General features: G+C 51.9%; 20 protein-coding genes and 1 tRNA gene. 5 read left to right on the forward strand and 16 right to left on the reverse strand.

The window, feature by feature from the left end; all coding sequences use genetic code 11:
• Positions 1–31: 31 nt before the first annotated feature.
• The 11 genes from ahpF to NXT09_RS08355 form a co-directional block, all read right to left on the reverse strand.
• Positions 32–1,594 carry an alkyl hydroperoxide reductase subunit F gene (gene ahpF / locus NXT09_RS08305; RefSeq protein WP_240583828.1) on the reverse strand — a complete coding sequence of 521 codons (1,563 nt, stop codon included), beginning with the start codon at positions 1,592–1,594 and terminating at the stop codon, positions 32–34.
• A gap of 128 nt (positions 1,595–1,722) precedes the next feature.
• Positions 1,723–2,286, reverse strand: coding sequence for an alkyl hydroperoxide reductase subunit C (gene ahpC / locus NXT09_RS08310; RefSeq protein ID WP_039278061.1), 564 nt, complete (start codon positions 2,284–2,286; stop codon positions 1,723–1,725).
• 110 nt (positions 2,287–2,396) lie between these two features.
• Positions 2,397–4,046 carry a DUF4153 domain-containing protein gene (locus NXT09_RS08315; RefSeq protein WP_268579384.1) on the reverse strand — a complete coding sequence of 550 codons (1,650 nt, stop codon included), beginning with the start codon at positions 4,044–4,046 and terminating at the stop codon, positions 2,397–2,399.
• Between the two features lie 253 nt (positions 4,047–4,299).
• Positions 4,300–4,375 (reverse strand) — tRNA-Gly (locus NXT09_RS08320).
• A gap of 291 nt (positions 4,376–4,666) precedes the next feature.
• Positions 4,667–6,142, reverse strand: a complete 1,476-nt coding sequence (locus NXT09_RS08325) for a hypothetical protein (protein ID WP_268579385.1) — start codon at positions 6,140–6,142, stop codon at positions 4,667–4,669.
• Between the two features lie 223 nt (positions 6,143–6,365).
• Positions 6,366–7,292 carry a D-2-hydroxyacid dehydrogenase gene (locus NXT09_RS08330; protein WP_268579386.1) on the reverse strand — a complete coding sequence of 309 codons (927 nt, stop codon included), beginning with the start codon at positions 7,290–7,292 and terminating at the stop codon, positions 6,366–6,368.
• 69 nt (positions 7,293–7,361) lie between these two features.
• Positions 7,362–9,068: a DUF6138 family protein gene (locus NXT09_RS08335; protein WP_268579387.1), complete on the reverse strand. Its 1,707-nt coding sequence runs from the start codon at positions 9,066–9,068 to the stop codon at positions 7,362–7,364.
• 65 nt (positions 9,069–9,133) lie between these two features.
• Positions 9,134–11,194, reverse strand: coding sequence for a DUF2207 domain-containing protein (locus NXT09_RS08340; protein ID WP_268579388.1), 2,061 nt, complete (start codon positions 11,192–11,194; stop codon positions 9,134–9,136).
• A gap of 4 nt (positions 11,195–11,198) precedes the next feature.
• Positions 11,199–11,741, reverse strand: coding sequence for a LemA family protein (locus NXT09_RS08345; RefSeq protein WP_268579389.1), 543 nt, complete (start codon positions 11,739–11,741; stop codon positions 11,199–11,201).
• A 205-nt stretch (positions 11,742–11,946) separates the two neighbouring features.
• Positions 11,947–12,996 carry an NAD(P)-dependent alcohol dehydrogenase gene (locus tag NXT09_RS08350; protein ID WP_268579390.1) on the reverse strand — a complete coding sequence of 350 codons (1,050 nt, stop codon included), beginning with the start codon at positions 12,994–12,996 and terminating at the stop codon, positions 11,947–11,949.
• Positions 12,997–13,134: 138 nt separating this feature from the next.
• Entirely contained in the window at positions 13,135–13,752 is a 618-nt protein-coding gene (locus NXT09_RS08355; protein WP_205554972.1) for a LysE family translocator, read from the reverse strand.
• A 250-nt stretch (positions 13,753–14,002) separates the two neighbouring features.
• Between NXT09_RS08355 and NXT09_RS08360 the strand changes: the two genes are divergently transcribed.
• The gene (locus NXT09_RS08360) at positions 14,003–14,887 is read left to right on the forward strand and encodes a LysR substrate-binding domain-containing protein (protein ID WP_268579391.1); all 885 of its coding nucleotides are present in this window, start codon (positions 14,003–14,005) and stop codon (positions 14,885–14,887) included.
• A gap of 18 nt (positions 14,888–14,905) precedes the next feature.
• Positions 14,906–16,072 (forward strand): MFS transporter, encoded by a 1,167-nt coding sequence (locus NXT09_RS08365; protein WP_268579392.1) that lies wholly within the window; start codon positions 14,906–14,908, stop codon positions 16,070–16,072.
• 69 nt (positions 16,073–16,141) lie between these two features.
• On the opposite strand, the gene NXT09_RS08370 is transcribed toward NXT09_RS08365, so the two are convergent.
• The 3 genes from NXT09_RS08370 to NXT09_RS08380 are packed head-to-tail and all read right to left on the reverse strand — an operon-like array spanning position 16,142 to position 18,756.
• Positions 16,142–16,960 carry an ABC transporter ATP-binding protein gene (locus NXT09_RS08370; RefSeq protein WP_205554975.1) on the reverse strand — a complete coding sequence of 273 codons (819 nt, stop codon included), beginning with the start codon at positions 16,958–16,960 and terminating at the stop codon, positions 16,142–16,144.
• On the reverse strand, positions 16,957–17,721 hold the full coding sequence (locus tag NXT09_RS08375; RefSeq protein ID WP_039556260.1) for an ABC transporter permease: 765 nt from the start codon (positions 17,719–17,721) through the stop codon (positions 16,957–16,959). Before NXT09_RS08375 ends, NXT09_RS08370 begins: the two co-directional genes overlap by 4 nt.
• 15 nt (positions 17,722–17,736) lie before the next feature.
• Complete coding sequence (locus NXT09_RS08380) at positions 17,737–18,756, reverse strand: ABC transporter substrate-binding protein (protein ID WP_268579393.1); 1,020 nt, start codon at positions 18,754–18,756, stop codon at positions 17,737–17,739.
• Positions 18,757–19,092: 336 nt separating this feature from the next.
• Here NXT09_RS08380 and NXT09_RS08385 point away from each other — a divergent pair, with 336 nt between their 5' ends.
• From NXT09_RS08385 to NXT09_RS08395, 3 genes are all read left to right on the forward strand, one after another.
• Positions 19,093–20,751: a DUF1963 domain-containing protein gene (locus tag NXT09_RS08385; protein ID WP_268579394.1), complete on the forward strand. Its 1,659-nt coding sequence runs from the start codon at positions 19,093–19,095 to the stop codon at positions 20,749–20,751.
• A 185-nt stretch (positions 20,752–20,936) separates the two neighbouring features.
• The gene (locus NXT09_RS08390; protein WP_039317656.1) at positions 20,937–21,173 is read left to right on the forward strand and encodes a TA system antitoxin ParD family protein; all 237 of its coding nucleotides are present in this window, start codon (positions 20,937–20,939) and stop codon (positions 21,171–21,173) included.
• The gene (locus NXT09_RS08395) at positions 21,142–21,471 is read left to right on the forward strand and encodes a type II toxin-antitoxin system RelE/ParE family toxin (RefSeq protein WP_240583841.1); all 330 of its coding nucleotides are present in this window, start codon (positions 21,142–21,144) and stop codon (positions 21,469–21,471) included. Before NXT09_RS08390 ends, NXT09_RS08395 begins: the two co-directional genes overlap by 32 nt.
• Before the next feature lie 124 nt (positions 21,472–21,595).
• Here the strand turns inward: NXT09_RS08395 and NXT09_RS08400 are convergent, their stop codons facing one another.
• Together NXT09_RS08400 and NXT09_RS08405 are read right to left on the reverse strand one after the other, a co-directional pair.
• A complete protein-coding gene (locus NXT09_RS08400; protein ID WP_268579395.1) occupies positions 21,596–22,291 on the reverse strand; it encodes a YjjG family noncanonical pyrimidine nucleotidase in 696 nt (231 codons plus the stop codon).
• Positions 22,288–23,520, reverse strand: a complete 1,233-nt coding sequence (locus NXT09_RS08405; protein WP_268579396.1) for an MFS transporter — start codon at positions 23,518–23,520, stop codon at positions 22,288–22,290. Before NXT09_RS08405 ends, NXT09_RS08400 begins: the two co-directional genes overlap by 4 nt.
• Positions 23,521–23,648: the final 128 nt, after the last annotated feature.

Raw genomic sequence — 23,648 nt, forward strand, 5'->3', positions numbered from 1 at the left:
CGGCAACATCCCCCTTCCCCACAAGCTGATGTTATGCGCGGGTTCTGATCAGATAATCAAAGGCGCTCAAGGACGCTTTTGCGCCTTCACCCGTCGCGATAATGATCTGCTTGTACGGCACCGTCGTACAGTCGCCGGCAGCAAAGACCCCTTTCACGCTGGTTTCGCACTTAGCATCGATCTCAATTTCACCGATGCGGTTTCTGGCTACCGTACCTTCCAGCCAGTGGGTGTTCGGCAGCAGGCCAATTTGTACGAAGATCCCTTCCAGCGCTAAATCGTGCACTGAATCAGTAAGACGATCTTTATAGCTCAGCCCCGTCACCTTCTGTCCATCACCTTTCACTTCAGTGGTTTGCGCATTCAGAATGATGTCAACGTTCGGCAGGCTACGTACTTTCTCCTGCAATACCGAATCCGCTTTCAGTTCCGGCGCAAACTCAAGCAGCGTGACATGTTTCACCACGCCAGCCAGATCGATAGCCGCTTCGACACCGGAGTTCCCGCCGCCAATCACCGCGACGTGCTTGCCTTTAAACAGCGGGCCATCACAGTGCGGACAGTATGTTACGCCGCGCGTCCGGTACTGATCTTCGCCGGGGACATTCATGTTTCTCCAGCGTGCGCCGGTCGCAATGATCACGCTACGCGCTTTCAGCGTCGCACCGGATACGGTAATCACCTGATGCGGTTTACCCGGTTCGCCACCAGGAATTAAGGCTTCTGCACTCTGCGCGTCGATCACGTCAACATCGTAGTCATCAACATGGCTCTTCAGCGCCGTCGCCAGTTTGGCTCCTTCCGTTTTTGGCACGGAAATGTAGTTTTCGATATCGACGGTATCCAGTACCTGACCGCCAAAGCGCTCGCCAACCAACCCGGTGCGGATGCCTTTACGCGCCGAATAGACCGCCGCTGCTGCGCCCGCCGGGCCGCTACCGATGATTAACACATCATAGACGTCGCGTTGGTTCAGCTTCTCAACCTGTTTAGCGCCCGCGCCGGTATCGATTTTAGTCACAATCTCAGCCAGGCTCGTCCGACCCTGGCTGAAGTGCTCGCCATTCAGGAAAATGGTGGGAACGCCCATGACATTACGGCTTTGAATCTCATCCTGAAACACACCGCCATCAATCGCGGTATGGGTGATATTCGGATTCAGCACCGCCATTAAATTCAATGCCTGCACCACGTCTGGGCAGTTGTGGCAGGACAGCGAGTAATACGTTTCAAAGTGGAACGAACCGTCAAGATGGCGGATTTGATCGAGTAATTCTTTCGCTTCTTTCGACGGATGACCGCCCACCTGCAATAACGCCAGAATCAGGGAAGTAAATTCGTGTCCCATTGGCGCACCGGCAAAACGCGGGCCGCTTTGGGAATCTGGATTGGTAATCAGGAATGACGGCTTACGTACTGCCAGATCATTCTTTTCAATAAAACTTACCCGATCGGACAGCTCAGCAATCTCAGCCAGCAGGGTTCTGACTTCAGCAGATTTAGCAGAGTCATCCAGAGTCGCAATCAACTCAACAGGTTTGGTTAATTTTTCCAGATAGGCTTTCAACTGGACTTTCATCGTATTGTCGAGCATCGGTCGTCCTTAATTAGGCAAGGTGGTACAAAAGCAGAATCGCGCGGGGTGCTGGCCCAAAAAAGCCGGGCCAGAAAAATCGGGTGCAATGCACCCGACAAAACAGTCATATTTTCCGAGGTGTCAGCTTAGATTTTGCCAACCAGATCCAGAGACGGTGCCAGCGTAGCCTCACCTTCTTTCCACTTGGCTGGGCACACTTCGCCTGGGTGAGAAGCCACGTACTGCGCCGCTTTCACTTTGCGCAGCAGGTCAGAGGCATCGCGGCCAATGCCTTCAGCCGTGATTTCTACCGCCTGAATGATGCCCTGTGGGTCAACGATGAATGTACCGCGGTCAGCCAGACCTTCTGCTTCGCGCATGTTTTCAAAGTTACGCGTCAGTTGGCCGGTTGGGTCACCGATCATGGTGTATTTGATTTTGCCAATGGTTTCAGAGCTGCTGTGCCACGCTTTGTGCGTGAAGTGGGTGTCGGTGGAAACAGAGTAGATTTCCACGCCACGCTGTTGGAATTCGTCGTAATGGTCAGCGACATCACCCAGTTCGGTCGGGCAGACAAACGTAAAGTCAGCCGGATAGAAGAAGAACACGCTCCATTTGCCTTCGATGTTCTTCTCAGTCACTTCAATGAATTGACCGTCTTTGAAAGCCATGTTTTTGAATGGTTTAACTTGGGTATTAATTACTGACATCACTTTATCCTCATGTGTTTTCGCATGCGGCTAAAGTACAGAAACGTGATCGCTATCACCAATCCGTTGTCTTTATCGAATCAATAAGTAATACCTAACATAGCGTGAAATCAGGGATACGTGATCTCCATATTCTGGTCACCAATCCTGACCGTCTTGAAGCGTGGGGCAACGGCTTCAACCTTGCCGCCCTTCACCAGCGCGACCAGTTTTTCCGTCCCTATCGCGCCAAACATACTGGCCGCAATCTGCCATTGTCCTTTTTCATCACGGGCGAGGATCTTCCCACCATTTCCCCAGCCCACTCGGGGAAAAATGAGCACTTCGTTATGGCCATCGCCGGTCAAATCAATCGCAAAGAGCAGGCAAGCAATTTCCCTGCACTGATTACCCAGATTATCGCCCTGCAGCATGCTTTCGACGCCGTCTTCCAACGGCCCCACCCACTCGAGCTGAACGGGGAGCACTTTCGCGGGTCGCCCTTGCAGCCGATCGCGCAGCGCCTGACGCCCTGTCTCATCCAGTATACGGTCTTGCTTCAATTCTTCAGCCAGCCAGGTAAACTGCTGCCTGCCCGCCGTCCCTAACTCATCGCGCAGCGCCCACAGGTCAAATTCATCGACCGGCGTTTTCCCACTAAGCAGACGCTGAACCTGATTTCTCGCACTAAACGCTTCTGGGTTTAACAACGGCGTATGCAGCAATACCATCAGAACGCAGGTGACAGCCGCAAGCAGCGGATTGCTCGTGCGTAAATTCCCCAACCAGACGCCAGAGCGGCGGATGACGGCCCATACCATCGCCAGGCTATAAAGCATCGCGATCGCCACGACGAAGATCGACTGAAAACGGAAAGGCGTCAGGCCATACTGTTCTATGCGCAGCCAGCTGGAATAGCCTGCTAACCCAACCAAAACCGGCAAACACATCACACTGGCGCTAACCAGCCCGCGTAAAACCACCGGGTAAGCGCGGCCTTCGTTATCATCCTGAGACGTGCAGTTAATCAAAAAGAGGTTTACGCCCATCAGGCATAACAGAATGACGGTGGAACGGCCGGTATTCCATATCGGCTCCAGGCCGCTAAAAGGCAGCGTTAAGGTGAAAACCACCGTAATCAGTGCGCTAAACGGCAGCAGGAAACGACAAGCCGATAGCAGAATCCCGCGCAGCAACCCGATTACGGCTTCTTTGGTCATTCCGATATATATGCCGAGAGAAAACACCACCGGCAAAAGCAGCATATAGAATCGGTAATGACTGAATACTTTACTTACCTGCCGGAATCCCAACATGTTGAACAGCATGCCGCACAGCACGAGCAGCAACACAACGACCAGAACGAGTAACCAGGCCAACAGCACAGTAAAAATATTGATCCAGGCGTGTTTACAGAGTGCGTCATAGGACGGCCATCGCCCTTCACGGTCTGGCCAACTGCAAATGAAAGTACAACAGATATAACCGAGGAGGATGCCACACAGCACCCAGGAATCCAGCAGCCGGAATAGTCCATTTTCGAAGAGGATCCAGCCGCTGATGGCGGTCATCAGCGCGGTCAGCACGCCAGCCAACAGCCACGTCTTTTTCACAAAGAGAGTGCGTTCCAGCAATTGCAGACTAATGCCGCCAACCACCGCCATCGTTATGAGCATTCCCTGAAGAGCGCCCTCTTTCATTTCAAGCGCCGCGACAAGGAGCAGCCCCTGAAGCAAGCCAATTGTCAGATAAAACTTTAACGATGGAGCATGGGCGGACATGGCAAATCCTTTTGTCGAGAATAAACGTGAGTATATCCGGATCGGCGGAGTCAATATGCCAGCAATAACTATCACGGCGTATTGCAACGTAGCGACTATGTTATTCCATGAGTGGAAAAAGTTGCTATTACGACAGAACGACGATGGACAGTTTTACCACAAATTGAAAATAGGATTGATGCAGAATAAGGATGTTATGCGGCGATAAGAGCCAGAAATCAGAGTAAAGAAGAGAGTTAGAGATGAAGAATTTTGGAGCGGGAAACGAGACTCGAACTCGCGACCCCGACCTTGGCAAGGTCGTGCTCTACCAACTGAGCTATTCCCGCAGAGAATCGGATTTATTATCTTTTACTTTCAGCAAAAAACCGTGCCGAAACCAAAATTTATCAAACCCTGTCAAATCTCATGTAACTTAATGAATTTAATCACTATTTACTAAAAAATGATTCGACGGTCAGCATTATGTACCAATCAACTTAACGTGGCAAGCCCTTTTCACTGAAAACCTTACCATCCCGTTTTAACCCGCTATGCGCAGTGGCAGTAGAGCAAAGAGAGTTCCTACAACAAGGCCGCCTGAGGTTAAGGCGGCCTGATATTTCATTAGCTTCTGCGTATCAGGATTTTACGCTTTTCAGCAAGGTTTGCTTGCAGATGTGCCCAAATGTGACGTAAGTCCCCGCACTACCCACACCGATACCGTCCTGAGCTGGAACATCAATAATCCACGCCCCCATGTCATAGGTCGTTCTCCACGTATTGATGTAGCCTAAATCGTAGTCTTGGAACTGTGTCGTGTGATCGGCATTACAGGCATCCAATTTTACAGCCCCAGAAGCACTCCCGTTTGAATCAGTTATTATTCCGTGGGCGTTGGCAGCATTAAACTCTAACTGACCATTACTTTCTCGTTGGTCGAGTATAAGAATCGCAACGATATTTGGGATACCCGCGCCAGTTGAATCAGTAACACGAACGCTCCAGGTAATATCCCGGTAGGCTTGCGTGGTCATAAAACCATAAGCCGTCGGTGCAGAGCTTGGGATACGCAGAACATTACTTTCTCCCGAAAGAGAGTGGCTAAGTTTTGCAATTTTCGAGCCTAGCGTTAATTTATATTTCTGAGCTACTGTCGGTAATCTTGATGGATTAGGCAGCACTCTCACCAAAACCTTTTCATTCGGCTGAGATGGAATGATGGTAATTTCCTGTCCGGTATTACGGGTTGTCCAGGTATTACCGCCATCAGTGGAAGATGCCAGTAACCAATTGTTATTGGTTCCGCTCGTCACACCATCAAAGCGAAGTAAAACATGCTGGCCACGGGTTGCGGTAAATACGTAGTAATCCGCATCAGAATCACTATCAGAGTTACCTTCAATTTCCCTCAGGCTATCGGACAAGGGATATGCCAAAGAGGGAATATCGTTCAGCTCATATGCATCAACATTCGTATTAACGATGGCACCAAAATTAAAAGCAGAACCATCTGCCGTATTGGCTTCCATAAACCAGTAATAGTGCCCCGGCGGAGTTAAATCCAACGTAGCCTCATCAGCATTCCCCGTTTGATTTGAATAATTAATTGCCGTCACATTATTCTGGCCATCATCGCGCATCAAGCTGAGTGCAATATCGGTTTCAGGACTCATGCCTACAACGAAAGCAGTTGTTTTAGAACGCTGAGTGATTTCAAAGTGATAACAAGCACTACCTCCATTTTGCAGTCCGTCCAGCGTATAAATGGTGTTTACGGCAAGGGTTGGACACAAAGGGGTAAATGCAGCGTTATTAGCAAGAGGTTGAGTGCTAGATAACGGGTTTTTTTGCGCGCTTTTTGCATCAACCTGCGCAGTGGGTGCATTAGGGGAAATAACAACAACCCCCTCATTTTCCGCTTTATGAAATTTATAATTACTTGCAGCATGCGCCTGTATACTATTAGGGGCATCAAATACAGAAACCGTGCCTTTCTTTTGCAGTTTCCCAATATCCTTCACTTCGACAGAAACGCTGGTTTCAGCAATCGCTGAACCCATGCAGAATGCCAATCCGGCAGCCGCAAGATATATATTTAAACGATGGTATTTCATCCCAATATTTCCTTATCCTTGAGTATTCTCAAATAGAGCGCAGACTTATTATTTAATAATTAACAAATACTGAATGTTAAGCGGGAGTAGTATTACACCGACACGCCGTATAATCTCAACAAAATCTTACAAAAATATTTAAAATGAAATTTTTTAAATGAGCGGATTGAAATTATTATTAAATATAATTAATTCGCTCATTTATAATTTACTCAATAATTATTTAATACTCTCGACTAAAATCTACCTCACCACGCAGCGTATTATCAGCATGGAAGCGAGCGAGATTATCCAGAAATAATCGTCCCATCAGTCCCGGCACCATTGGTCCGGCAATGTGCGCCGTCAACGTCAGATTCGGTGTGTTCCAGAATGGGTGGCTGTACGGTAGCGGCTCTTGCCTGAAGACATCCAGCACTGCGCCCGCAATCTGCCCATCACGCAGCGCCGCCCGCAAATCATCATCCACCACGGCGCTACCGCGCCCGACATTAATGAACAGCGCCGAAGACTTCATGGCGGCAAATAGACGGGCATCATAGATATCGGTGGTTGCCGACGTATCGGGAAGGAGATTGATGACATAGTCGGCCTTCGGTACCGCAGCAGGTAGCTCCGCCAAGCTCATGATCCGTTTAAAATCAGGCCGCTGTCTTGGCGTACTGACGATACCGTATAGCTCAACGCCAAAAGGCCGTAGGAAGCCTGCAACCTCACAGCCGATCTCTCCCGCACCGACAATCAGCACGTTTTTATCCGCCAGCGATCCCGGTAAGCGATGATCCCAGCGCCGCTCTTCCTGACTGGCTTGCCGTTCCCCCAGGCGCAGCTCATGCCTGAGCATATAAGCAATCACATACTCGGCTATCGGCTGCCCAAACACGCCAACGGCGCGACTCAGCCGGTAATCACGCGGTAACCCATCGGCCAGCAGCGGCTTGAACCCCGCCCAGGTCGACTGTAGCCACGTCGGTTTCGCTCCCTGAGCCAGCAGTGCCGCTGCGGTATCAGGTTCGCCCAGCCAAATCGGGCAGCCCGCCGCTTGCTCTGCCGTACCGTTCGAGAGCACCAGCTCAAGCTCCGGCGCACTATGATTTAAGACAGAGCCGATCTCATCGGCACGCGAGTCCAGCAGCAGAATAGCGGTCATAAGCACGTTCCTTAGCAGAGTGAGGCACCTTCGGCCTCACTCCGATCATTGTCGTCATTACGTTTACGATTAGGCAGAAGCCTGAATGAGCGACGCCAGTAGCGCGCCGCGCTTCGCTTCCGATTTTTTCACCAGTGCGGCAAGTTTCTTGGTATTGCCCCAGATGAGATACAAAATGTGTTCTATCACGGCGGGTTCCCGCATCCGCACTTCTTTGACCAGTTGTTCGAACAGCGCGTCATCCTCTAACGCAGGCAACATATTCAACTTTAGGCTTTCTGTTGCATGGCTCAGGCAGGCAACCAGCGTCACCACGTTCTGCGCCGTCACGCTATGCTTATCGAAAAACGCACGAATGAAGGCATCCTGTAGCGATTGATGTTCGTCATCCACGCTTTCCATGTAATCTTTTACAAGTGGGAAATACCCCGCATCGGTCAGCCCCAGCCCAAATACGGCATAGCTTCCCGGCATGATGCACTTCTCACCTTCCGAATCGGCGTACCACTCAAATTGCTCACTCGCAGTACGCGCATAATCCTCAAGCAGTGGATAGTTCGATTCATACTGCAACGCGTTAGCAAAAAAACGATGGGTATCTGATTTTGCCAGCCCCTTGATGGGAAGGTACTGTCGCACCGACGATTTCAGGACGATCTTGTAACTCTTTGGAAAGCCAAGCGTCAGTAAGCGCGTAATGAAGCGCAGTGCCTGCTCATACGCTTCGGCGCTTTCCTTGCGAATACGAACGGTGATAGTTGAGAACACATCATTCGCCACGCACTCCACCGATTCGTTCTTAAGGTTAATCAGCGCGTGCTCAAACGTGCCGCTTCCCTCTTCCATCATGCTTACCGCACGCGGATAGCCCAACTGCTTCGCGATATCCAGATATTCCAAAGCCTGGGACTTACTATAAGAAGGTTCATAGCGCAGAATCATAACGGCCGCATAGAGTACTAATTCAACAGGATGAAGCGCTTGTGAACCCTGTAACTCCAGTACGATACCGGGCTTGAGGGTATACTTATCTGGTTCAAAAAAATACTCGGGTTTGGACACGTCGCAATAACGCAACAAAAAGTGCTGATCCACCCACGCTTTTAACTCACGGGTAATGGTGCGTCGATGTTCCGACAATTCCGCACTTCCTGCGTTTCGCTGCTGAATCAGCTCAAGCAGAGTGATGACTTTGTCGATATCCATCGCAGGAAAGAGATGCGCATCGAACAGGTGACGAACCAGAAAGAACGTTTGCAGCGGCTCCGTCGGCGCATTGCCATGCGTCAGGTACCGATCGGTATAGGCGTGAATAGACTCAAGTAGCCGCTGTTTTTTCACCTCGTTGGTGAATGTAAACAGCGTAATCAGCAGGCGACCTTCCGTTGCCGGAAATACAGCCCGAAAACAAAACCGGTAGTCAATCAGCGCCGTATCTGCCAGTTTCTCAACACGCTGCGCGATAGCCTGAGCCAGCACAGGAACGACACTTTTCTGTATTTGCGCGACGCTCAGCGCACCTTTGCGACTGCCGGGCGACAACCCATCGGCATCCGGCTTCGCTTCAGAGGATATCGACGTACGCCCTGGAGCATAATCCAGTATCAAATCGTCATGGATGCCGGCCTGCAACGTTGTTCGCGATACAATCTCATCAAGCCCGGCCCTTTGCTCCTGCGTATCAAACCATTTGTTGATTGCCGTAAGCGATTCATCCCGCATCGGCAGGTCGTGTTGTGGTGATACCCCGGTTTCGTTTGAATGCCTGTCCGTCATTTTTCTATTTTTCCTTATTATTTATCGCAGATGAAATACTGCCCCACAGCACGGTATTGATGTTTCTACCAACCGCCTCCGCCACCACCACCGGAACCGCCCCCCGACGATCCCCTGCCGGAAGAGCCTGAACCACTGGAACTGCCGCCACCTCCCCCGCCAGAGCCGGAGCTCACCACCGTTATCGACGAGGCACTACACATGCGGTTGAACTGGGAGATTCCGTTCCACTGCGTACTGGAGAACACGTCAGAGGCCATTTGGTGGTTTTTCAGATACTGAGCAAACGTATTAGCCCAGGTTTCCCCCACGCCCAACGCCAGCGCATAAGGCAGCATGCGTTCAAAATGAGTCACTCGCTCATCGGGCGGATACAGCGTCTCATAACGGCGCTCTTCTGCGGTGCGGAGGTACAAGGTCATCCCTTTGGCTATGGCCAAACCATTCAACCCTTTCTGGGTATGGCGCGGAACGATGCAGAAGAAACCCAGACACAGTAACAGGCTGACCGATAAGGCGCCCTGATAGTCTGTCGGCAATTGAGACGATGTCAGTAAGCGAAACAGCCCGAGACCAAACGGCAGCGTAAAGAGAAACCCGGCCACCACCAGAAAAAGCGAGGCTTTACTTTTCTCACTATTCTTTAGCAGCGCGGAAAAGCGTGCGTATTTAATTAATTGCAGACACAGCATCATACTGAACAGCAGGAAAGGCATGCCGATGACCGTGCTTATTGCCGTCCAGAGATTGAAGAAAAAGCCGTACAGCACCGGAACCAACAGGCTTAGCGCGAGCCCCACTCTCACGGCTCCTGCAATCGATAAAAACAGCGTCGGGTGCATTTTTTCATAATGCGCCTCTTGAGCCTTGCGCGCCTTCTGCATTGGCACCGAACGCATACTGGTTTCCGTAATATCCAGTTTCTTCGTCTTGCCGGGAAATAAGGTACTAAGGAGCTGTTTATCCTCGGGTGTCAGCTTAATAGACTCGCTTTCAGGTAAGCGAGTGAGCCACTGCTCTTCTCGCTTCTGCGCCATACCACTTCGGCTTTTTCTCGGTTTATGGATGACTTTTGTCAGCGCAATCGCACGCCTGGCAACCAAATCCAAGACATCGCTGGAGAAAGCCACGTTGTCGTAGGTTCGTTGACAGAGGTAACGTACATAGCCGGGATAAATGCCATTGGGAACGCTATACAACGGCATGACTGCGGGTTTCGTTAAGCCAAGGGGGGTTATATGCTTACTCCACCAAAACAGGTAGTAAGCCACGATCAGAAAGGGAGGAAACCACAGTATCCCGCTTTTCAACGCGGGCGAGAGCCAATTCCCCAGCAGAGAGTCCTCTTGCGGTGCCGGGGCGGAAGCCAGAATACTCCGTGGCCAGGTGTAGGCGACAGTCACGCCTTCCCCCGGATGCAGCGGTGCGAGCGTCTCAATACTGCCATCTGCCAGAATGCGGGCGTTGTCGCCTTTCCAACCCACCGGACCGGTATAGACGTCAACCGATTGCAGACGGGAATCTTTACCGCTGGTGGAGAGAAACGCCGCTTGCTCCGGCAGATACAGGCGAAAACGCACCTGATTTATTGGATAGCTCCAACCGTTGCCGGTGACGTTCCAATACAGCTCATCCCAGTCGGGGAAGCGGCTGAAATGGTTACTCACCTGATACTGAATACGGTAGCGATAGACTCCGGGTTGCAGTTGACGATCGGCACGACCAATCAGTAGCTTAATCTGTTCGCCCGTTTGATCGATGCTGTAGCTTTCCGGCTCGCCATCTCGCAGCACCTGCGTAATCTGGTACGCCAGCCGGAACGTACTGCCATCCTGCCGATGCCAAACTTGCGGGAGCGTGCGGAAAATCCCTCGTTTGATCTGCTCGCCGGTCGACTGAACCTGAATGGTCTCATCCACCAGCATGGTGCCATCCGTCTGGAAGCGAGCTTGCGAATCAAACAGCAGAATACGTTCGTCCGCCGTCTGCTGAGAAACCGTCGTTCCCGGCGCAACGCTAATCCCTGGGATAAACGTATTATCCAGCGCGTTTGCCTGAACCAGAGCGCTCCACCCGAGTACAACCAACCAGCCGCAACGGCACAGCGCATCCATCCACCTTGCCATCACGTCACTCCATCCGTGGAACGTCACCCTCTGCGGGATTCTCCAGTTCAAAGAACGCTTCGGTTTTAAACTGGAACAGGTTGGCGATGAGCAAGCTGGGGAAGGATTCCACCTGAATATTCAGATCCCGCACCGTTGCGTTGAAATAACGGCGCGACATCTGAAGCTGATCTTCAATTTCAGAGAGCGATTGCTGCAAGGCGAGGAAGTTTTGGTTGGCTTTCAGTTCAGGATAAGCCTCTGCCAGCGCAAAAAAGCGCCCCAGCGTCCCTGAGTATTCCCGTTCATTCTGAGCAATTTGGCGCGTGCTGCCAGTCTGGCTAGTACGCTGACGGGCAATGGCTTCCAGCAGATCTTTTTCGTGCTGCGCGTAGCGCTTGACCAACGTCAGAAGGTTAGGAGCCAGATCGTGTCGGCGCTTTAACTGCACCGCAATGCCGCTCCAGGCTTCATCTTTAAAACGTCGCAGAGATATCAATCGGTTGTAGGTAAAAATGGCCCAGATAACCACCAAGCCAACCAGAGCTAAACAAAGATAAATTTCCATTTTAAGCTGTCTTTTCGCTGTGATAGAGAAGAAAAATCAACGCGTTGGTATAAATGTATGACGACGAATAGTACCGCATTCACGCGCCGTTGGTGACAGGAAATTACGATGGTTTGGTTTTTCTAATGATACAGAGAAGGCGTGATAAATCATGTCATGACAGCCCCACAGCACGGGGAAATCCGTGCTGTGGGACCTAGGCCAATCAGGCATTCAGCGTGGCGTTATCAATGACGAAGCGGTATTTCACATCGCCTTTGAGCATCCGCTCGTAGGCTTCATTGATTTCGTCAGCGCGAACAAGCTCGATATCGGAAACAATCCCGTGTTCGGCGCAGAAATCCAGCATTTCCTGCGTTTCAGGAATGCCACCGATCATCGATCCCGCCACCGTGCGGCGTTTCATGATCAGGTTGAACACGTTAGGAGAAGGATGCGGTGACGCAGGCGCACCGACCAGCGTTAGCGCGCCATCGCGTTTCAGCAGAACCAGAAACGCATCCAGATCGTGCGGCGCAGCAACGGTATTCAGGATTAAATCGAAGCTGCCCGCGTGCGCTGCCATTTCTTCCGCGTTACGAGACACCACGACTTCATTTGCGCCCAGCGCCTTAGCATCTTCACGCTTAGATTCAGACGTGGTGAACGCCACAACATAAGCACCCATGGCATGCGCCAGTTTGATCCCCATGTGACCAAGCCCGCCGATACCCACGACGCCGACCTTCTTACCCGGCCCGGCATTCCAGTGGCGCAGCGGCGAATAGGTGGTAATCCCCGCGCACAGCAGAGGCGCGACCGCAGCCAGTTCTGCCTCGGAATGACGGACGCGCAGCACATAGCGCTCATGCACGACGATCTGCTGAGAATAGCCACCAAGCGTCCAGCCGGGCTCATCCGCAGTCGGGCCATTATACGTGCCGACCATCCCGTCGCAGTAGTTTTCTAAACCATCATCACATTCTTCACAGTGCCGACAGCTGTCCACGATGCAGCCAATACCGACCAGATCGCCCGCCTTAAAGGCCGAAACATGTGCCCCTACCGCCGACACCCGTCCGACGATTTCATGGCCGGGTACACAGGGAAACTGTGTGCCTGCCCACTCAGCACGCACTTGATGCAGGTCCGAGTGGCAGATGCCACAGTACGCAATCTCAATCTGGACATCGTGGGCTCCCGGCGCACGACGGACGATCTGCAACGGTTCAAGAGGTTTATCGCCCGCATGGGCCCCATACGCATGTACAAGCATGGCTATTTCCTTTTCTGTTGAGAAACCGATCATGTTGAGAATCGATCATGTTAAGAAATCGAATATTTTCCTAAATCCCTCAGCAGGTAGGTATAGCATTCCGATGGTTTTCTTGCCTGATCCGATGTATTCCCCTCATCAGAGGGTAATTTTGGTGAACGCCAGAGATGCACCTAACGCAATCAGGGCAACACCGATGCCTTTGTCGACCCAATGTTGACGATCGATGAGCCGGCGGCGCATAGCTGGCGCGGCAAAAAACAGCGCAACAATACTGAACCAGACCCAGTGCGCCACCGACATGAATAACCCGTAGCCAAAGTTATGGCTCATTGGGCTACCGGGCTGTACGACCTGGGTATAGGTGGCGACGACAAACAGCATGGTTTTTGGGTTAAGCGCGTTGGTGAGAAAGCCCATGCGAAACGCAGCAAGCGATGACGGCGCATTACCGGACGCTTCTTCTAATGTTATTTTTGTTTTATTGGTTAATGACTTATACCCCAGATAAATCAGGTATGACGCTCCCAGAACTTTCATCGCCATAAATAGCATCGGAGAGTTCACAATGAATACCGCGATGCCAAAAACGGTATACATCACGTGGATCTGGACGCCGCAGGCAATGCCAAACGCACTGAGTAAACCGGCGCGCGAGCCAAAGGCGTAGCTGTTGCGAGTCACCATAGCAAAATCAGGCCCCGGACTGATCACCGCCAAAATGGTGATCGTCGCGACGGCAATTAACTCATTCATTAACGTTTTCCTTGTTCGGCAAGCCATCACTTTCACGATGATTTTGCACAGATGGGTAACAGACAGGCTAAAGGAAGAATGCAAAAATCACTGACGCAATACGGCTAGCAAAGATGCGACCTCTACAATATTTCCTCATTATTTAGGCCATTAGGCCTTTTAAACCTGAAGACAGTGTGATTATTCAGCGTTTGCATGTGGCAAAAAAGCGATTTATCTTGGTATAAATCTGTCAAATTTCATCGTGTATATGAAAATTCCCTCGTTAGCCTCTTTTCGCTTCTTTGAAGCGGCCGCACAAACCGGTAGCTTTGTTAAAGCCGCCGAGTCCCTGCACGTCACGCATGGTGCCGTCAGCAGGCAGATCAGATTGTTGGAAGAGGCGCTGGGGGTTGAACTATTTGAACGACGCAACCGCGCGATCTTTTTAAACGCGGCGGGCCGTTCTTTGCATACGGTCACGCAGTCTGTTTTCGAGCAGCTCGAAGGCGCAGTCTATCGGCTACAGCAAGGCGCGCAGGATGACGTACTGACGCTGTCATGCGAGCCCACGATTGCCATGAAATGGTTGATTCCGCGGCTACCGGCTTTTAATCAGGCGAATCCCGATATCAAACTTCATCTGGTGGCTGCGGGCGGGCCGATTGATTTTGTGCGTAGCGGCGTTGACCTCGCACTGCGGCGTGACGATTTTCACTGGGACCCACAAACGCATGGGGTAAAGGTGTGTGACGAATGGATGGGGCCGGTAAGTCGCGACAAAGCCGATCGCAAGGACAGCCTGGAGGGAATGCGTTTGCTCTATACCGGAACGCGACCAAAAGCGTGGGCAACCTGGCAACGACAGACGCATGTGTCACTCAAAGGCACTACCAGAGCGGACTATGAGCACTTTTATCTGTGTATTCAGGCGGCCGTATCGGGATTAGGCATGGCAATGGCATCTTTCCTGATGGTGCAGGACGAGATTGCAAACGGGCAACTGCATGCACCGTATGGATTTGCGCGGGAGGGTTCTGCTTATTATCTGTTATCGCCCATCCCCCTTGAGCAAAATGAAAAGTACGTACGATTTCATACCTGGCTAATGCAGGAAGTGTCCACCTGCCTTTCTGGGGTTGAAAATGCTTGTTAAAACCGCACTGGAAAGACAATGACAGCACATTCCCGTGAAGCCAACTTCACGACAATCAACATGATTATCGCCGCCTCACTCGTGGGCTTGGTTACGGGCTACACGCTGCCGCTAATCAGCCTGAAGCTGGCCGAGCTCGGGCACAGCACCGCGACACTCGGTATTCTGGCAGCTCTTCCGGCAGCGGGGATGATGCTATCCTCTTTCGTTACGCCGTGGCTCAGCCGTCGCCTGCATGCCAGCTATCTGTTATCCGGCAGCCTGATCCTTCTGGCGGCATCAACCGTTGCCTCGTTCCTGCTATCACACCCTGTTTCGCTTATTTTTCCTCGCCTGTTAACCGGGCTCGCCTCGGGAGTTTTGGTGGTGCTGGGAGAAACCTGGGTCACCAGCCGAGCATCAGACAAACACAAAGCGACGCTGACGGGGCTGTATGCCGCCGTTTTCACCGGGTGTCAGCTGATAGGGCCGCTGCTCATTGCCGCTGGCGAGTCGATGCAAACCTATGCGCTATGGCTGATTTGCGCGATATCCGCAGCGTGTGCGTTCATGCTGAGGAACTGCGCCACAATGGTTCAGGCAGATGAATCGTCCTCAGCGTCTTATCGGGATCTTATTCCTTTTCTCCCGGCAATCGCTTCTGGCGTGCTCTGCTTCTCCTTCTTCGATGCCAGTATCCTTTCGCTCTTTCCGCTTTACGGCATGGAACAGGGCTTGGACGAAAAATCTGCGATCTTGCTGGTCACACTCATCTTTCTGGGCGATGCCGTCTTTCAGACGCCGATTGGCTGGCTGGCAGACAAATGCGGCATCATCAAAACCCACATCAGTTGCGGCATCCTTTTCTGTGTGATGCTGGTCTTGATCACCTTCTCGTTCTCCTCCCCTACACTTCTGGTGCCCGTCTGTATCGTACTGGGCGCAGCGGCAGGCGGGCTTTACACGCTGTCTCTGGTTCGGGCGGGTCAGAAATTTGCCGGACAGCGGCTGATTGTGATGAATTCACTTCTGGGGCTGGTGTGGTCGGCTGGCAGTATCAGTGGGCCACTGTTCTCTGGTGCCGCCATCACGTTTTACGGCTACGACGGCCTCATCGCCATCTTGCTGCTAACCGGCGTGCTGTTTGTCGGAATACAAGGCGTATTAAGAAAAGAACGCGTATCGCGCTCGTTGGGTGAAGAGTGAATGTAGAAATCTGGTTCACCAAGCCGTAGCGGGCTTGGTGAGCCAGAAGTAGATACGCCAGATGGGCACTTATGCAGCCATTTCGCGTTTGAACACCTCCAGCGTGTGTGCCTTGACGCGGATAAACTCAGGATCGCTCATCGCCTCCGCACCGCGCGGGCGCGCCAAGTTGAACGGAACAATCTCCGACACCGTCGTTGGCCGTCGCGTCAGCAGCAGGATTTCGTCCGCCAGAAATACCGCATCTTCTAAATCGTGTGACACGATAACCATCGTCACGCCAGTCGCCACCTGAACTTCTTGCAGCTTGTCACGGATGAACAGCGTCATTTCAAAATCCAGCGCGGAGAACGGCTCATCCAAAAACATCACCTCCGGCCCTGTCGCCAGCGCGCGCATGATACATACCGTCTGCTGCTGCCCACCTGAAAGCTCATACGGATAACGCTGAAGATCGAAGCGAATATCAAACATTGCGATCAACTCATCCATCCGTGTCTGAACGTCCTGCTTGCGCATGCCACTGCGCACCAGCGGGTAGGCAATATTCTTCCAGGCGCTCATCCAGGGGAAAAGTGCATCACGATAGTTTTGAAACACATACCCGATTCTGGTTTCTGACAACGTTTTGCCATCAAACAGGATATCGCCGCTATCGACGGGAATCAGCCCGGCAATCATGTTCATCAGCGTCGATTTACCGCAGCCGTTTGGCCCGAAAATAGACACGATTTTGCCACGCGGTAAATCCAGATTCAGGTCGGTATAGAGCGGCTGACCCGCAAACGACTTGTTCAAGCCGCGAATGGTAACGTGGGTGTTCGGTGCAGGATAAGGCGGAAAAGCGGTATCCGGTTTTTCCATTTGCGCTGTATGAGATGTCATCATGCTTTGCCACTCCAGTGAACAATTCGTTTCTCTACCAATAAAAACAGTACGTTAAGCAGATATCCCAGTGCGCCCGTAATCAGAATCGAAGCGTACATATCCCGAATATTGAACACCTGCTGAGCATCAATGATGCGGTGTCCCAGCCCTGTTTCCGAGCCAATAAACATCTCCGCGACAATGACGATCACCAATGCCATCGACACCCCCGTGCGCAGGCCGACAAAGGTTTGCGCCAGACTTTCCAGCAGCATGATGTCTTTAAAAATGTGCCAGCGGGAAATCCCCATGACCTGCGCCGCCATCAGACGGGTTTTCTTGGCATTCATCACGCCATAGGCGCTGTTGAACAGAATCACCAGCACGGCGGCAAAGGCCGAAATGGCAATCTTATTCGCATCGGTTATCCCGAAAATCAGCAAAAATAGCGGAATCAGCGCCGATGATGGCGTAGAACGAAAGAAGTCGATCAAGAACTCTAGGCTGCGGTAAATCTTTTCGTTGCTACCTAAAATGATGCCGAGCGGCACGCCAATCAGAGCAGCAAAACCAAACGCCACCAGCGTACGGTATAGCGTCGCACCGATATCGGTACGCATGCTGGCATCCGCGAAAGACTGGAACATATAACCCAGCGTCTCGACAGGCGATGGCAATAAAATAGGGTTCAGCCATTTCGCGCTGACGGCCAATTGCCAAAAGAGAAACAGTAAAATCGGGCCGACAGCGGGTAATAATTTAGACGTCCAATGCTGGCGCATAATCGAGCTCCTCCCTTAAGGCTGATAAATCAGGCTGCTGACATCCACCGGCTGCCGGAAGATTTTTCTTTCGGTGAACACGTCATAAAACTTCTGGAACCACGCCAGATTGTCGCCTTTTAGCTCGTCGTACATGACAAACCCCGGCAGCGGCACTTCTTTACTCAATTCGGCCTCAATGCTGGTGTAACCCGTGATGTGATCGCGAGCGGCTTCTGGGTTCTGCTGAATAAACTGCACCGATTTGGCATAGGCCTGCGTGAAGCTTTTTGCATCCGCCGCCCGACTTTCGATAAAACCGCTATTTAATGCCGCCGCACCGCCAAACCACGGCGCATCGGGGTTACCAAGCACATAGCGTGAGATCACGCCGGTTTCCAGCGTACGCGACAGCCCTTTCAACCGACCGACGGTTCCCGTCGGTTCCAGAGTATAAACACCGTCAATCTGACCCGCGGCCAGCGCAGCCACATGTTGCCCAACCGGCAATTCCGTCACGCGCAGCTCGTCAGCCGTAAAGCCATTTTTCTCCAGAATGATTTTGGTCATCACCACATTCTGAATACCCGGCCCACAGGCGATACGCTTACCTTTCAGCTCCGCGATACTTTTTACATCGCTGTTTAACGGCACCAGAAATTCATCTAATACCATCCGATGATTAGAAGGATTCGAGCAAATGATCTTGAACAGGCCCGGTGAGGTAATCGCCCCTAATCCCAATGCACCGGTGGCCGTACCGTTGGCGCATCCGTGTATGCGGCCCGTGATCATCCCCTCGACAATCTGTTGCGGGCTGGCGAACTTCACCGCTCGCACATTCAACCCTGCCTCTTTGAAAAAGCCCCGCTCAACGCCGACATATAAAGGCAAGCCGCCCACAATCGGCCAGTAACCAATGCGGATTTCTTCCCCTTCGGCAGCAAAAGCCATTCCCGGCAGCAAGCTGCTTAGCGTAAGCGCGCCTGCGCTAACCGCTGACCACTTCATCAACTGCCTGCGTTTACGATCGATCTTGTCATTGTTATTTTTCATTGTATTCCCCCTTCAACGGTGAGCTAACAACAGCCGATAACCACCAGCCTGAAAAAACCGATCAGGTCGATTGCCTGAGTCGCGCCATCTTGTACACAAGATGGTATGTAAGACTAAGCACAGGCCGTGCCATGTTTATTAGCGCCATAAAACCCCAGCAAACACGCAGATCAGGCTGCGTTAGCGCACCAAAAAAAAGCAAAACGTTACAAAAATGCATTGCGAGTGATGCAGCGTGACTCGCCGTCAGCACATCGCCTTCTTGCTGATGCAGACAAATGTGGCATCATAAAAAATCCATCAGAGGCGATATGCTTTTCTACGTTAGGGATTGTCATGACAATCATGCACACGGATGTTTTATCTATAGATTTCCCCTCAACTTTCACGTCCGTTGAGCAGATAGGACAAGGGGGACTCGGCCAGTACGCCACTGACGATGGCGTCGTTGCGCTAAACATTTACCCGGTGAGTGGGGAACTGCTGCATAAAGTAGAAACGGGGCAGGCAGAGCGATATCGCACTTTCTGCGGTAAAAGCTATGGCAAACTCACCTGGCTTGAGGAAAAGACGTTAACCCTCGAAAACGACAGCGCATTATTAATGACAGCTGAAGGGATTTACGGCTTCGCCTACGTGTTCGCGTTTATCCGCTTAACGGACACGGTTTGCCTTTTCGCTGGGGGCTACTGCCCGCAGGATCGGCGACAAGAACATTTCAAAACCCTGGAAACCGCGCTGCGCAGCCTGCGGATTGTCACCACAACCCCAGAGATGGCATTGAGCCGCCATCGAAAAGCATTAGGGGAAGAAGAAGAGGTGGCCAACGCAGTTCAGGAAAACAAGGCAGAAATAAAGCAGGAAAAGACAACCGAGACGCCAACCTTTCCTCCTATGCCCGTAGATCCAGCCTTGCACCCGCTGCTGGCAGAGCATTCTCCGTTACGGCGGCACCTTGTGGATGAGCTGCTCTCGGCAGATACCATCGCCCCCATAGCCCACGCCGTGGCTGGCACCTTACGCAGTAGTATCGATTTCTATCATGGCGCAGAGGACGACCAGACAGCACTGGGCAATCATCGGCTGGGCGGTCTGCCGGATTTACCTGTCGATATTCCCTACCCTTGCGTCAGCGTCCCCGAAGACACCTTGCTCGAATACGAGGAATGCTGGCAAGAAGGTGAAGACGAAAAAGACGTGTGCATTTTCCCTTGGGACGACGCCACAAAGGCCTATCGTGTACCGCTGGAATTTATTGCGCAGATAGACTGCCGCGCTTTGGCACCGTTGCAAGATTATTTACCGCGCGAAGGCACGTTATTCTTCTTTCTGGAATGTGGAAGCAGCCCTGTAACAACCCGAGGGAAGGTGATTTATGTGCAGGATGCAGCAAGTCTGTGCAGCGGCACACGCTTTGCCGACCTGGCCTTCAATGACGAGAAGACGCTCGGACAGAAGCCCGCATTCAAACTACACCCGAGAACCAGCGTCGCTATCCCCAGCTTCTACGCATTGCACCAAAATCCTCATCTTGGATCCATACTCTGCTCACGCCTGAGTCTGGAGCAGCAGGCCGAGTTGGACAATGATGTATACGACGATGCGCTGTCCCGCCTTGGCTTTGCCCAATATTACGCTTGGCAGTTACAGCAACTGGGCGCATTCAATCTGCTGCCTGACAGCAAAGCGACGGAAAAGCAACTTGCCTGGATGGTCGACAGGGAGATGCTGCCGTCAGACTTTTCGCCTGATGCCCCATTGCCCGAGTATCAGGGCATTGCCCGAATCAACGGCTGTGGCTTCAGCCAGCATGAATTACCCGAGTTGCAGGCAGCACAGAAGTTAGGCGGCGAAGCGCAGGACTGGCTGGTACTGTTTCAGGTCTGTCTGGACGGACAATTTCAGTGGGATGACGGCATGCTGAATTTCATCATTCATCGTACCGACCTCGCAGCCCTACGCTTCGACCGCGTATTTCTGGTCTGTGACTACTGATTGAGAGCATTTAGTAAAAACAATCGCAGAGACAAAACATACCCATGTTGCGGGCTGCCGCAAGAAAAAAGATTGCGCATTGCGACAATTTGTCGCAAACTAAAATCTGTAGTGCGTCGAAAGGTGACGTATCATCAAAACCATCACTAAGAGGCTGTGGTGACTACATAGTGGAGTACCAAAATATGGCAACAAGCATCCGCCTGGATGATGATTTTGTTGAAGAGGTGAAAGTGCATGCTGAGGCAATGAGCCGAAGTGTGCCAAAGCAAATAGAGTACTGGGCTAAAATTGGCCGTATTGCTGAGGATAACCCTGAATTGCCTTTTTCCTTCATCAACGAAATCTTGCTGGCGAAATCAGAAATCGACAATGGAAGAATGACGAAATATGTGCGCAGAAGAGACCGAGAAAAATCTTGAGATATATCAGTCACGCCGTTTTGAGAAAAAATTTGCCTCTCTGACAGAACAAGAACAGAAAACCGTCGATGAGCAGATTGAACTTATCATTGACGAACCTGAGATTGGTGAGCGAAAAAAAGGTGATCTGAATTATCTTTGGGTACATAAATTTTATATGAGTAACCAGCAATATCTCCTGAGTTATAGCTGGGTTGACGCTAAACTTGAAATATATTTATTGAGCCTCGGTTCACATGAAAATTTCTATGATGATCAAAAGCGTCACAGAAAAGCCGACTTAAAGCTTATTAAGTAACGAGTCTCAGATGCTCTTTTTATCTTAAGCGGTTTTCTTGTTCAGGAAATGACTAAGTAGAGTGCGACGACAACCCAAAGCGAATTAATCGTGGTGATTGTCGTCGATGTGGCGTGGTACAGGCTTAAGACTTGGCACTGATCTGCGTGAAGACAGCTTGCAGGGTTGCGGCCTCGTAGGTTGGTTCAATGTCCGAATCGTTGGCAGCGCCACCTGCATTGAACCAGCAGCTGTCGATGCCGTACAGGTTCGCTCCAAGGATATCGGCATCGAGCCTGTCGCCTACGATGATCGCCTCGGCTTTTTTGAACGAGCTGAACTTGCCGGCGGAGAACTCGAAGAAGCGCGCATCTGGCTTGGCGAAGCCGCAGGCCTCAGAGGTAGCGACAAACGTGAGCCACTTTGCCAGACCCGAGTTCGCCACCCGCTTCGCCTGCACATGCTCAATACCGTTGGTAATAATGCCAACTTCACCAATCTCGGCAAGCGCTTCACAGATCTGAACCGCGCCATCCACCAACACCACGGTCTCAGGCAGGCACTCCAGATAGAGGTTGCTCGCTTTGTGAGGATCGATATCGATGCCATGAAGGGAAAACGTGCGACGAAATCGTTCTACTTTCAGGAGATCCTTGGAGATTTCCCCCTTTTCAAACTCGCTCCATAGCTGAGAATTCTCGCGCTGATAGTCTGCGAACAGGGTCGTATTCTCAATATCGACGCCAAGGTTCGTCAGCGTGCGTGCAAACGAAAGACGCTCAGAGGCTTTGAAGTCCAACAGCGTGTCGTCAAGGTCAAACAGGAAATGGCGGTATTTCATAATTGTTGGTTACTCTGCATCAAGGAATCACTTCTGACGGAGACGGACTGCGCTGGCTTAACGGCCGTCAGCGCACGGTTAACCCCCAGAAGTACGACGAGGAATGATAGCGTCAACAGCCCGATCATCACCCACGGAAACGCGCCCGGGCCTGCGCTGCTGAGGAGCAATCCTCCAATGACGCCCCCTGAAGCCACCGCGGTGTTCCACGATGTGGTAGACATCGACTGTGCGACGTCCACGGCGTCAGAAGAAAGGTGAGTCATTGCCGTTTGCGTGACGACGGAGAATCCCCCGAAAGAGATGCCCCACATAAAGACGGCCAGAATCAGAATGACCTGTACATCGGACCAAAGGCCCAGAAGGAGCGTCGCAGCAGCGAATAAGAACACCTCAGCAGGGCCGAGACGCTTAAGATTTCCATCAACGATAATGCCTGACAGTACAAGGCCAAAGACCGCACCCGCCCCGAAAATGAACAACACACCATTGAGCCAGTCCCCCATGGAGGAAGCCACGAGGAAAGGCTCGATGTAAATATACAGAATATTGTGCGTGACGATGTAGGTGAGGATCAGCGCAAGCGTCGCCCCGACGCCACGCTTGGCAGCAACCTGAGGCAGCGATAATCGCTTATCCGCCGATTCGCCAGGGAAATCGGGAGCAAAAAGCGCGATCCAGATGACAAGGAGCACCGCGATAGCCGACACGAGTCCAAATGCGCCCTGCCAGCCGATGACTGAGCCGAGAAGGCCGCCAATCGGTACGCCGAGAACCAGCGCGGCCGTCGAGCCCGCACCGACAATAGCGATGGCACGCCCGAGTAACCACCGGGGAACCATACGCGAGGCGTACCCGGCCAGCATCGACCAGACCACACCACCGAACAGGCCTGCAACAAAGCGGGCGGCCAGTGATAAAACGTAGTTGTCGGAAAAGGCGGTCAACGCATTCACGACGGCAAATCCGCTAATCGCGATGAGCAGCAAGGGCTTGCGCCGCATGCCGCGCGTCAGCGCCGTAGCAGGAATCGCAGATAACAGCGCCCCCAGAGCAAACGCGGTAATGAACTGGCCGGCCAGACTTTCAGAGACATCAAGACCCGTCGCGATCGAACTGAGGAGCCCTGCCGGCATGATCTCAGTCAGTAAGGTCAGAAACGCGGCTGTCGCAAGTGCGAGGAGCTTTAACACGGGGAGAGACGGGGTTTGGATTCGATTTGCACTCAAAATAATTATTTACCTGTAACACTGGCCTGTCGTAACACACGGAATGTAGTAACAAACGGAATAGTAGTAACACACTAAATTTGGCCATCTGAACAGAGATGATACCATCACATTCTTATACAAACAGG

It is taken from the genome of Pectobacterium jejuense (genome assembly GCF_026800125.1).
GTDB classification, from domain to species: Bacteria; Pseudomonadota; Gammaproteobacteria; order Enterobacterales; family Enterobacteriaceae; genus Pectobacterium; species Pectobacterium jejuense.